The sequence below is a fragment of the Thermosporothrix sp. COM3 genome, from assembly GCF_059696735.1.
In genome coordinates this window covers 4708437-4720556 of record NZ_AP019376.1, presented here as the reverse complement: position 1 = coordinate 4720556, position 12120 = coordinate 4708437, and the positions used below count along the sequence as shown (strand labels likewise).

Genomic DNA, 12120 nt, shown 5'->3' with positions numbered 1-12120 from the left:
CAACCAGGTAGAATGAGCATGAGTAATGGTGCAATGAGCGTCAATTCCCCTGCTGAACAGATGGTACGGGGAATCTATGATGTGATCGTGGTAGGGGCCGGACATGCAGGCTGTGAGGCGGCGCTTGCTGCTGCCCGTATGGGCCGAAAAACCCTGTTATTGACCATGAATCTGGATAGTGTTGCATTAATGCCCTGTAATCCTTCTATGGGGGGGCCGGCAAAGGGCCACCTGATTAAAGAGATCGATGCACTGGGCGGTGAGATCGGACGCAATACCGATCGCACGTTTATCCAGATGCGGCTACTCAATACCAGCAAAGGCCCGGCTGTGCAGGCGTTGCGCGCGCAATGTGACAAGCAGGCATATCGACTGGCAATGAAATACGTGCTTGAAAGTCAGCCCGGGCTTGAGCTCAAACAGGCAACCATTGCACGCTTGCTCAGCGAGACGGGGCCAGATGGTCGCCCGGTGATGACCGGCGTGGTGACGAATACAGGCTGGTGCTATATGGCGCCCTCCATTGTGTTGACGACCGGAACCTTTATTAATGGTCGCCTGGTTGTGGGTGAGAAGACACAGCCCGGTGGACGTGCGGGTGAAGGGCCTGCGGTGGGTATCTCCGAATCGCTTCGTGCTCTGGGGCTGGAAGTACGGCGCTTTAAGACAGGGACGCCTCCGCGAATCGATGCGCGTACCGTTGATTTTAGCAAGACCGAGCCGCAGCCCGGGAGCCGCAAGCCGCTGTATTTCTCGCGGGATCTCAGTGCCCGTGAGGACGTCCAGCTTCCCGGCGGACGTCCAAATCCGGTCTACCCCGTCACGGACGAAGATCTATACGGCTGGCGTCCACAGCTTCCCTGTTATCTGGTGCGCACCAATGAGCGTACCCATCAGATTATTCGCGATAACCTGCATCGTTCTCCGCTGTATACTGGCATTATTGAGGGCATCGGTCCGCGCTATTGTCCCTCTATTGAGGATAAGATTGTGCGCTTTGCGCAGAAGACAGCTCATCAGATCTTTCTGGAGCCGGAAGGCTGGCGTACTGGAGAGATGTATGTGCAGGGGATGAATACCAGTCTGCCCGAAGATGTCCAGCTTGAGATGCTGCGCAGCATTCCGGGACTGGAAAAGGTTGAGATGATGCGGGTCGGCTATGCGGTCGAGTATGATTATGTACTCCCTGTGCAGTTGAAGACGACCATGGAGACAAAGGCGGTTGCCGGGCTCTTCCTGGCTGGCCAGATCAATGGCACCTCAGGTTACGAAGAGGCGGCGGCACAGGGGATTATGGCGGGCATTAATGCGGCGTTATATGCGCGGCATGAAGAGCCGTTTGTGCTTGGTCGTCATGAAGCCTATATTGGAGTCCTGATTGACGATCTGGTGACAAAAGAGATGAGTGAGCCGTATCGCCTGCACACCTCGCGGGCCGAGCATCGTTTGCTGCTGCGAGCTGATAGCGCCGATCTGCGTTTGAGCGAGCATGCCTATCGTCTGGGGTTGATTGATGAGGAGCGGTATGCCCGGGTGATCGAGAAGCGTGAAACGATTCGGCGCACGATGGTCTCCTTGAGTGAACTGATCTTTACGCCATCCAGGCAGGTTGAGCAGCAGGCTCAGGAACTTGGCTTGACCGCCCTGAGTGGGAAGATGACCGCGACTGAGCTGCTGCGCCGGCATGATGTGCGCTATGAGCAGGTTGAGAAGCTCGCACAGGCAGTCGTCGGACCGGAGGCTCTCCCGGAACTGGAACCGGAAACGGCGGAGGAGGTGGAACTACAGGTCAAGTATGAGAGCTATGTCAAGAAGCAAGAGCAGATGGTCAGGCGCACCTCCCGGTTGGAAGAGATGCGGATACCGGAGGCCCTTGACTATCAACAAATACAACATTTACGCACGGAAGCGCGTCAGAAGCTGCTGAAGACCCGCCCTCGAACCGTGGGACAGGCGTCGCGGGTAGAAGGGGTGACTCCGGCTGATATAGCCATATTGATGGTGTATATCGAGAAAATACGTGCGCTAAAGTTGTCCTCTTGACATTTTCCGCAAATTGTGTGTACCATACACAAGCATAGAGCTCAGAATAGACGAATAGAGCAGAGAACGGTTTCATGTGTTCCCCCGTGCGTGCGACCGGCTCTATGCGTATTCATGCATTTCTAGTGCTGTATCACAGAACTGTCTGGGGAATGGAACGGAGGTTGTGGAGGCAGTATTCCTCGCGTTCATGGAACGTGCAACTTAGCATTCCATGAAAGAAGGAGCAAGCCCACACACCTCTTCTCAACACTCGCGTCGAGGCTGTAATGCGTGTTGTGGCGGCGTGGGTGGAAAAACGAAGGAAAGCAAGCGTATGGAGGTGGAAGTGTCTGTGACTGGAATCCGGTGTACAGATAGGAATGCTCTGTACCAGTGCATGTTGGTCGTCTTATGTATCGGTCGGTTAAGGAGTGCGGAAGTAACCACACAGGCGTGGAGTGCCTGAAGAACAGGAAGAGGGGAAAACCGTGTACATCCTTGTCGTTGACGACGATCGCTTTGCGAACACGCTGGTTCAGTTTGTACTGACCAAAGAAGGGTATGAGGTGGAAACCGCGGATAACCCGCGTGGTGCATTGCAGATGATACAGAAGCGTGAGCCGGACCTATTGATCCTTGATGTGACCATGCCCTATATTAACGGGTTTGAGTTCTCTGCGAAGCTTCGGGCTGAAGGATACGAGATCCCCCTTATTTTTATGACCGCCCAGGACACTATTGAGGCCAAATTGCAGGGCTTCAACATTGGTGCGGATGATTATATCTGTAAGCCCTATAATCATCAGGAACTGGTTGCTCGGGTGCAGGCGGTGATGCGGCGGATCAAAAAGAATGGTAAGGGGGGCAATCAAAGTATCCGCGTCGGACAGCTAGAACTCTTCCCTGCTGAACTCAGGGTGGTGATCGGGGGAAAGCATGCCGTCACTCTTACCCCGACCGAGATGCACGTGCTACGTGTATTGATGAGTAGTGCTGGTCAGGTGGTCAATCGTGAGCAATTGCTTGCGGAGGTATGGAACGATAACGAGAACAACAGCAACATTGTTGATGTCTATATACGCCGTCTCCGGGTGAAACTTGAAACAGATGCCGAGAAGCCGCAGTATATTCTTTCGGTGCGCGGAATCGGCTATAAGTTTGTTGGGAGATAGGGGGTCAGGGTGCGGAAGCGAGTATCAAAGCAAGGGGATAAGCAGTGCGTTGTCCCCATTGACAGCGAAAACAGAGAGAGCTGCGCAAGAGAGGAGCCACGGATGCTGGCTCATGTGCCTTTCGATATGCAGGCATTCATGCGCTTGACGCCTGATGCCATCTTTATCCTCGACGAGCACTTTCTGGTGCGCGATCTGAACCCGACGGCAGAGAAGACGCTGCACTGTTCGAGGACAGATGCGCTTGGCAAACGCTGTACCGAGGTGTTGCGCTGTAAAAATATGAACCACATGGAGCTCTGTGGAACCTCAAGCTGTCCCCTGATGCGGGTGTTGCAGGAGCAGCGGGCACTTCCCAATGAAGAGCTGATTTTTGGAACAGAGGTTGCGGCACAGTGTGAGGTCTCGACCAGCGTCACCCCGCTGTTGAATGAAGAGACTCGGCTGGCTGTCTTTACCGCTCGTGACCTGTCCGCGTTAAAGGTTGCCAATCAGGTGCGGGCGAATTTTGTTTCGATGGTCTCGCATGAGCTACGCACACCGCTCAACTCGGTGCATGGCTTTATCGAGCTACTGTTACAGGGCCATATGGGCGCGTTAACCGAGGAACAGCACCTCTATCTGGGGTATACGCAGGAAGGGGTGCAGCAGCTTATCTCGATCGTAGAAGATATTCTGTTTATGACGCGCTCGGATCTGGGACAGTTCGAGATCAAGCCGCAGAAGGTGCATCTTCGTGCGCTGGTCTCGCAGGTGATCCAGAGCTTGCAGCCGCAGGCAATCAAGGCCAGCGTGATTCTCTGTCATAATATCTCGCCTGAGACGCCACCACTCTACATTGATCCACAGAGAATCAAGCAGGTACTGAACAATCTGGTGACAAATGCCATCAAGTTTACACCGCCGGGTGGAACGGTCACGATTACGACGCGCAAGCACGATGATCGTTTTCAGATGATCTCCGTGATTGATACCGGCTATGGTATCCCGCCGGAGGATCGCCCCCATGTATTTGAACGTTTTTATCAATCAAACCATAGTCAGCAGTCGAAGATGGGCGGCTATGGTCTGGGACTCCCAATTGCGAAGTTAATTGTTGAGCAGCATGGAGGCGCTATCAGCTTTGATTCGGTCGTTGATAAAGGCACCACGTTCTATTTTACCGTGCCAATCTATAAGGGACAGGATGCAGAAGCATAAGGCCCTGCATCGCTGTTTGGTTGGCAGCGGATAGGGCTACTGCCAGAGGCTTTGCTGTTCCTCGGGCTCGGCGGGTTCCATCCAGGTTTTTTCTTTCGAGAGCTTGTCGGCCTGGCGAGTTGGTTCGGGCAAGCGGTAGCCTTTTGTCGTGGCAAGTACATAGCGGATGCTTGTTTCCAGGCTGACCAGGTGGCCTGGTGAGATAAACATGGGTTTCACTCGGCTACGGGTACGAACAACCGCACCGATTGTCTCGCCGTGGTCAATGAGCGGAACCCATGATCCGGCTTCTTCCCCAAGCTCCTTGCTATTGTATTTTCCGACAAGCAACGACTTGGCACAACCGATAGTAGGGATGTTCAGCCAGAGGCCGAGGTGGGAGGCAATGCCGATTCGGCGAGGGTGAGCAATGCCCTGTCCATCAGCCATGATCAGATCAGGACGCTGGCGCAGCTTCTTGAAGACTTCGAGCAGACTGGGTGCTTCGCGAAAAGAGAGCAGACCGGGAACGTAGGGCATGCGTAGCGGCTCTTCGTGCACGTGTTTCTCGATGATTTCCAGCTCTGGATAGGAAAGCAGAACGATTGCTGCGCGGGCCATCTCGGTTTCTTTCCGAATCGCCATGTCCACACCAGCGATAAAGCGCACATCGCCTACATGATCCTGAAGAATCACGCGTTGAGCCAGCTCACGTTGAAGGGCAATCGCTTCTTCTGGGGTCAGGTTCCATTTATGTAAGCTTTCTTGCATCTCTCTCTCTCTTTCCTCATACTAGCGGGTCGTCGCGACGCAGATCAGGCGGGGACTATCGAGCCGGAAGGGGCTGAAGTCATAGTCGCCAAGTATCTCTTTGATGGTGAAGCCTGCCTGCTCTAACAGAAGCTCAATTTCGCTGCGTTCAAACAGGTAGTGATAGGTTGTAGTGGTTGTGCGCTGGATCGGGCCGCCCTGCGTATAGCAATCATAGAAATGTGTCAATTCCAGCAGATGTCGATCTGTGGAGGCGGCGGGGCTGACAAAGTGGGTGAGCATTGAGCCATCTTCCAGCTTCCATGTTCCCTGATGAATCAACTGGCCGCCCATATTCTCCATATAGCGAATATCGCTGTTGCTCAAATCAAGGAGAAAGGTGCCGCCCGGATTCAGGTGCGCTCGAATGGCTGTGAGGGTCTGCTGCTGTTTGGCGCGCGTCGTGATATGGGCGAATGAGCCCAGGGCAATAAACGCCAGATGAAACTTCTTTCCCAGGGTAAGTTGACTGATGTCCTGTTGAACAAGGGTTACACGCTGAGCAACGCCAGCTTCTGCCAGCGCCTGTTGCGCCCGTTCTAGCATCTGGGCCGAGGTATCGACGCCGGTAACCTCGTAGCCATCTTCGGCCAGCGGAAGCAATACCCTCCCACTTCCACAGGCCAGCTCTAGAATCGAGCCTCCACCGAGTTCAGCGTAGTTGTGATACATGTCCAGATCTTCAACAAAGTGCGCATGCTCTATATCATAAAAAGTCGCTATCGGATCGTAACTATTCATCGTGTACCCTGTTCCCTCTTGCATTTCGTTTGTCAGGCAAGGTTAGTATAGCGTTCTGTAGGGGGAATGACAAGGGCAGAGAAAAAAGGATCGCCAGCCGGATAGCCTGGCGATCCCCGATAGGGCGGGTGACCCTCTACGGTAAAACGTCGTAGTCTACGATTATTTCTGCGCCAAAACTCTGCTGTAACAATGAGAGAAGCCGGGTCCCCTGAAGATCGGCTTTTTTGTGTCCCATTGCCCTGAGGCCGTAGCGCACATAGTAGGTCGAGCTGGAATAAAAGGTTGTGACGTCAATGCAATGCAGCATATGCGGAGTGGTGAGAGCAAACAATAAAACATCTGTCATTTTGGCGAATGACGGATGACGCGCTATAAAATCTGGATGAAAGCCTGCAAACCAGAAACATAGATTGCTTTTTTCATAGGAAAGGTCGTGCAGGGCATGGAGCAGCGCTGTTGGCTCTTTCCCATGATAATGAACAATGATTTCTTTACCCTCTGCTACGATCGGTTTTTGAATCTGTGGTGCGAGGTGCAAATTCAAATGAGCGATGCTGAGCGAGGAGTTGATTTCAAGGTCACCGCTGAGTAGTGCGCATGGCAGGGTGACAATCTGCTCCTCTATAAGCGCAGAAAAGAGCGCTTCAATGCTCTGGCGACTGATGGTACCGGGGTGACGTCGGGCGACCAGTAAATCAACCATACAGCCCACGGTGTTGCTCCTGTTCTAGCATTCCTGAAATCCTGCAACCAGGGTCTTCTCTAGTATAAAGTTTCGGATCTTTGTCAGGAAAAGATGTAGTAAAAAATAAAAATGGTATGGACATTGCTTGTGCGAAAATAAAGCATGAATGGTGCAGTGACAGGTTTCTTTAAGAAGAAATAGTTGTGTGTTTACTTCATGCTTGCTCCAATTGACTCCCTCCTGCATTCTTTTTATAGTATTCTCAAGTCCCTCTATGACGAAATGGGAGATCTGAAAAAATATCATACAAGAGAGAAAGCACAACGTAACTGTGTCTTTTTGTGGGAAAAGTGAAGTGTTTTGTTTTTAAGGAAGAACGGCGCTGTTTTCTCTTCATCGGCTAACTTGCCTTTGTCTGGAAGGTATTGGTATTCGCCACAGAAGCGTAAGCGCCTCTCTCTCTATGGTAGAGCTCGTTGCGAGATAACCTGTGTTCTGAAAAAAAAACGCTATTTCAGAAAGAAGTTCTCCCTGTGTATCTCCGGTGTTGTTTTCCGCTATCTCCTCAGGTATAAATAGAAGTGTTGGATGTCTGTCGTTTTGTGTGTAGAGGCGCACCGAAAGCAGAATGCCAGAACGCTCCTGCTCATCTGTGAAGTAGTTCATATGATTCTGTTTCTTTCTACGCTATTGTACATATATATTGATCAATTTGCGGGGGGGAGAACGTGGGGGGGCATGTCAGATTTTCTGGCGGGTGAGGACGCTTGTTTTTCCCAGGGGAAACAGCACACCGCTGCTCTTCACTTGCGACCAAGCGTCTCTAAGGGAGAAAACGACCCATCTGGCAAGTCAGGATTTTAGTTATCTCGCTTGAGATTGACATTTTTCACGTTCGAGGAGCAGTGTATTATGAATTATCAGCCGAACCCCCAGCAACCAGGTCCATATCAGCCGCAGACCAATTATGGCAGCGGTCAACCGTCACCAGAGGGTAACCCGGTTGATCCATATAACCCGTATACGCAGCCAGCATATCCCTCACATATGGGGACATCATCGCCTCAGTATGGACCGGTGCCCACTCCCGGCCCTACCTATACTCCGATGCCTCCGATGGGCCCTCCTCCAAAGCGGCCATCGGGCAAACGCACTGTGTTTATTATTGTGGCGGTCTGTATTTTGCTGGTTGTTTCTGCGTCGGCCATCGGTGGAGCTCTGTATGTCACCAATCAGAATAATATCAACGCGACCGCAACCGCGCAGACGAAGAATGAGCAGGCGACCGCAACCGCACAGGTGCAGGCGACCGCAACCTATCTCGCCACCCACTTTCCGTTTAGCTCAAACCTGGTTCTGGATGATCCCTTGACGGATAATAACAAGGGGAATCAGTGGCTCACTGACGAGTATTGTGCCTTTCAAAATGGTACTTATACGGATCATGTGCTGAATACCAAGACCTTTGCTGCCTGCACAGCGACCAAGCAGAATTTCTCGGATTTCTCGTTTGAGGTCACGATGAAGAACCTTACAGGGGCGGGTGGCGGCATTGCATTCCGCTCCAATGTAAGTGAAAGCCGGTATTATCTCTTCATGATCTATACTGATGGGTATTATTCGCTGAGCAAGTATAGTAAAGCCGATCGCATGACGACAATCGTGAAAGGCACCATTGCAAACTTCGACGCGCAAGGCCCGATCCGCCTTGGCGTGACCGCTGTCGGGAGCAAGATTCAGTTGTTTACCAATGGCCAATTGCTCAACGAGGCAAACGATTCTACCTTTACGACCGGACACGTAGGGGTTGTCGTTGTCAATGAAGATTCCATTACCAGCGCCCAGTTTACGGATGCAAAGGTCTGGCAACTGCCATGAACCTGGTAATGAGAAAGACAGAGGGAGCGCCTGCCGGGGCAGCTCCCTTTTTCGTTTTGTGCAAGTGTTATCGTCTCGTTTGCCGCAACTGGACCAGATAGGAGAGGAGCTGATCGGCCTTAAGGCTGCCTAAGCCGGTCGCGAGATCATAGTTGCGGGTGGCTGGATATGTTCCCTGATGCCAGCCGTTGAAGTCGTTGTTGCCGGTTGTGATGTCGTGGAAGGCGGCCTGATAGCTTGCCGGATTGGAGGCCAGTCTGTAGAGCAGGGGATTCAAGAAGCCGACACGACCTCCCCCATGTTTCTGTAACTGTTGATTGGTAATAGCGGTAAAGGCCGCCCAGATAGGAGCGCCTGCCGAGGTGCCACCAACTGCGAGCCAGGGCTTCATTTTGTTGCAGCCTGCTGATGGGACCGAGCAATAAATCAGGTAACCCTTACTTGCATCGGCATGCAAGGCGATATCGGGAATCTGACGGCAGATGCGCCCGTTGCCGGCCTGGCAGGGGGCCGCGCTTGTATGCGGGTTAATCACTCCGGGCGCTTGTTGCCAGGAAGGAGCTGCCCAGTAGTGGCTGATTCCGCCTCCTGAGGCTCCGATGCGAGGTGAGGGCGTGTTTTCAGTCGGATGATTCCAGACGGATTCGCTTTTATAGGTTGAGTCGCTGTTCAATTCCAGGCTGGTTCCTCCCACTGCTGTTACAAAGGGCTGAGAGGCGGGATCACTGACATTGAGCTGCTTCAGCGCTGGATTGGCATGCGCGCAGGCGGAACTACCACTATCGCCCGAGGCAACAAAAATGCTCTGACCCTGAAGGGCGGCGGCCTTCAAGAGGGTGTTTTCCTGTTTGAGCATTGCTGGATCTGCCAGATCCTCACAGACACCCCAACTATTGCTGACGACCGGCACGCGGTCTTCAACAATGCGGCTCCAGGCGTCCAGCACGCCAGCGGGCGTATTGGATGCTTCATAGATTTTCAGGGTACGAAGACCCGGGGCCATACTCAATACCTGTTCCGCATCAAGCTCGACTTCCAGTAAGCCGGGGCCGCTGCGCTCCGGGCCGTTGCCAACAAGAACCTGTTCAATAGAGGTCTGGCTGTCTCCATAGCAGGCACTATAGGTATCAAGATCGGTGGTCGAGTAATCATCAAGCTCAAAGAGGGCGATGGTCTGTCCTTCTCCACGCAGGCCCCGCTCATATAGTGAATCGAAGCCGTAGGCCCGGGCGATCTGCTCGGGAAGATAATAGCGTTCTCCAGGGCCCGGGCAGCCGAGCTCTGCCCCACGGGCGCTTTTCTCAAGGGGGCGAGCTGTGATACGGGTGCTGTGCTCCCATTGAATCGCGTTATTGAGTCCGGTAATACCGGAGATAAATGAGGCTAACCGTGCTGGCAAGCGGGGTTCACGATTCGTTGCGTAGTACTGATGGCCATCTGGCGCGGCATAATTCTGAATATTGACGCCAAAGGTTTGTTCTGCCTGTTCAGCGGTACCTGTGGCGGTCAGGAGCAATCGGTGCTGGTAGGTGTTCTGAACGTGAAAGCCAGCGCTTTCAAGATAGGCCCGAACTTGCTGATAGGCGCTTTCATTAGGGGCAAAAAGCGCGTTGAACTGCTGTGATGTCAGCATGGGGGGCGATCCACCCGCATTCAGAGTTTCGATATAGGCGTTGAACAGATCTTCGTTGCGCGGACGAAAACCGAGGGAAATAGTAAGTGGTTGCGTGCTCTGGCTCTCTCCTTTGAGCAGGCTAACGGGGAGCAGGGGGGAGAGCGAACCCGGGATAGTCAGCGGAGTCAGCGCCTGAAGCGGAGGCGTATACAGGCACTGAAGCAGCGCTGTCCCGATGAGGGTGAGCAGAATACTGACAGGTAGAAACAACTCTTTCAGAGACACTCTGCTCGTGTTCTTTGGGCATGTGGGCATAAGGTCTTCTAACCTCCCTTCGACTTCACCCGGTGATACTCTGGCTCCTGCCTGTGCAGGAGTGCAGCATGTTCCGCATCTATAGATATAAAAAGGATATATATAACTATGCGGTAGTGCATTGCTCTATACTGTAACATCATATGAATAGGGTGAAATGAGCCTGATCTATAGAGCGGTTGAGGGAGTCTGAGGAAACCGGAGCGCTGCTCTTTGCTGGAAGCGTCTATGAGCGGCGAGAAGAGCGGCAGTTTGCTATGTTGCTCATTTGACCAGGTATCATGCAAGGGGATACAATGAAACAGGCCAGAAATGGCAGTACTTTGTTTTTCGTTACGGGTCACAATGTCGTGATAGAATTCTGCATCCCAGGGAGGGTTTTATGACAGAACATATTCCCGTTCTTGTAGGAGCGGCGAGGACGCCGACGGGAAAATTTTTAGGGAGTCTTGCAAGTTTGAGCGCCATCGATCTGGGCGCTATTGCAATAAAAGAAGCGGTACGTCGTGCCGGGATCGATCCAGCCAGCCTGGATGAAGTGATTATGGGTAATGTCGTCTCCGCGGGCCTGGGACAGGCGCCCGCCCGGCAGGCGGCCATTCATGCCGGATTACCTGAGGATCTGCCCGCCTTTACGATCAATAAGGTGTGCGGGTCCGGCTTAAAGGCAGTGATGCTGGCGGCGCAGGCGATTCGCGCCGGAGATGGTCAGGCATTTGTTGCGGGTGGCATGGAGAGCATGAGCAATGCCCCTTATCTGTTGCCGAAGGCGCGAACCGGCTATCGCATGGGTGACGGAAAGCTGATCGATGCGGTGGTGCATGACGGCCTCTGGTGCGCCTTTGAAGACATTCATATGGGGAATGAGGCCGAGATCATTGCGGAAAAGTTCGGGATTTCACGCGAGGCACAGGACCAGTTCGCGTTGAGCAGCCATCAGAAAGCCCTGGCCGCGACCCAGGCCGGACGCTTTAAGGATGAGATCATCCCCATTGAGATCAAGCAGAAAAAGGGCACTATCGTCGTTGATACGGATGAGCCGATTCGTGGCGATACCTCGGCGGAAGCGCTGGCGAAGCTGAAGCCCGCTTTCCTTGAAGGAGGCACCGTAACGGCAGGCAACGCCCCCGGCTTAAGTGATGGCGCGTCCGCGACCGTTGTGGTGGATGAGGCGTTCGCGAAAGCGCACGGCCTGAATGTGCTGGCGCGTATTACGGGCTATGCCTCGGCTGCGATCACGCCTCGCTATATCTTCGCCGCTCCAACACGAGCCGTGCGCCGAGTGCTTGAGCGGACTGGATTAGAGATCAATGATTTTGATTTGATTGAGGTGAACGAGGCGTTCGCGGCTCAGACGCTTGCGAATGGGAAAGAGCTCGATTGGGATTGGTCACGGGTGAACGTGAATGGTGGCGCGATCGCTCTGGGCCACCCGATTGGTTCCAGCGGATCGCGTGTTCTGACGACGCTGATCTATGAGCTGCGCAGGCGGGGCGGTGGACGTGGATTGGCAACACTTTGTCTGGGTGGCGGTGGAGCAGTCGCGATGACGGTTGAGGTCTGAGTCCTGTAGAATGAGAGAGGGAGGGCGTGTATTCCTCAAAGGCGCTCTCCCCGCAGTATTCCGGTGGCAGAAAAACAGGGAGCACAAGAAGAAGGCGTCTATTGCTGTGTTTTCTGCATAGGAGCAGTACCAT

Annotated in this window: 9 protein-coding genes; 5 read left to right on the top strand and 4 right to left on the bottom strand. The window is 53.3% G+C overall.

Going from position 1 to position 12120, the window contains the following annotated elements; all coding sequences use genetic code 11:
• Window positions 1-18: 18 nt before the first annotated feature.
• From mnmG to KTH_RS19990, 3 genes are all read left to right on the top strand, one after another.
• Window positions 19-2043: a tRNA uridine-5-carboxymethylaminomethyl(34) synthesis enzyme MnmG gene (gene mnmG, locus KTH_RS20000; RefSeq protein WP_497620683.1), complete on the top strand. Its 2025-nt coding sequence runs from the start codon at window positions 19-21 to the stop codon at window positions 2041-2043.
• Window positions 2044-2483: 440 nt separating this feature from the next.
• A complete protein-coding gene (locus tag KTH_RS19995) occupies window positions 2484-3197 on the top strand; it encodes a response regulator transcription factor (protein ID WP_497620681.1) in 714 nt (237 codons plus the stop codon).
• A gap of 102 nt (window positions 3198-3299) precedes the next feature.
• Entirely contained in the window at window positions 3300-4397 is a 1098-nt protein-coding gene (locus KTH_RS19990) for a sensor histidine kinase (protein WP_111319370.1), read from the top strand.
• 36 nt (window positions 4398-4433) lie between these two features.
• Here the strand turns inward: KTH_RS19990 and nfi are convergent, their stop codons facing one another.
• The 3 genes from nfi to KTH_RS19975 form a co-directional block, all read right to left on the bottom strand.
• On the bottom strand, window positions 4434-5147 hold the full coding sequence (nfi, locus tag KTH_RS19985; RefSeq protein WP_111319368.1) for a deoxyribonuclease V: 714 nt from the start codon (window positions 5145-5147) through the stop codon (window positions 4434-4436).
• A gap of 21 nt (window positions 5148-5168) precedes the next feature.
• Window positions 5169-5927 (bottom strand): class I SAM-dependent methyltransferase, encoded by a 759-nt coding sequence (locus tag KTH_RS19980; RefSeq protein ID WP_497620678.1) that lies wholly within the window; start codon window positions 5925-5927, stop codon window positions 5169-5171.
• A 136-nt stretch (window positions 5928-6063) separates the two neighbouring features.
• Window positions 6064-6633 carry a hypothetical protein gene (locus KTH_RS19975; protein ID WP_497620676.1) on the bottom strand — a complete coding sequence of 190 codons (570 nt, stop codon included), beginning with the start codon at window positions 6631-6633 and terminating at the stop codon, window positions 6064-6066.
• An 894-nt stretch (window positions 6634-7527) separates the two neighbouring features.
• Between KTH_RS19975 and KTH_RS19970 the strand changes: the two genes are divergently transcribed.
• The gene (locus KTH_RS19970) at window positions 7528-8493 is read left to right on the top strand and encodes a hypothetical protein (RefSeq protein ID WP_111319357.1); all 966 of its coding nucleotides are present in this window, start codon (window positions 7528-7530) and stop codon (window positions 8491-8493) included.
• Between the two features lie 67 nt (window positions 8494-8560).
• On the opposite strand, the gene KTH_RS19965 is transcribed toward KTH_RS19970, so the two are convergent.
• A complete protein-coding gene (locus KTH_RS19965) occupies window positions 8561-10393 on the bottom strand; it encodes a S53 family peptidase (protein ID WP_170142355.1) in 1833 nt (610 codons plus the stop codon).
• A 412-nt stretch (window positions 10394-10805) separates the two neighbouring features.
• Here KTH_RS19965 and KTH_RS19960 point away from each other — a divergent pair, with 412 nt between their 5' ends.
• Window positions 10806-11987, top strand: a complete 1182-nt coding sequence (locus tag KTH_RS19960; protein WP_111319353.1) for an acetyl-CoA C-acetyltransferase — start codon at window positions 10806-10808, stop codon at window positions 11985-11987.
• Window positions 11988-12120 lie beyond the last annotated feature (133 nt).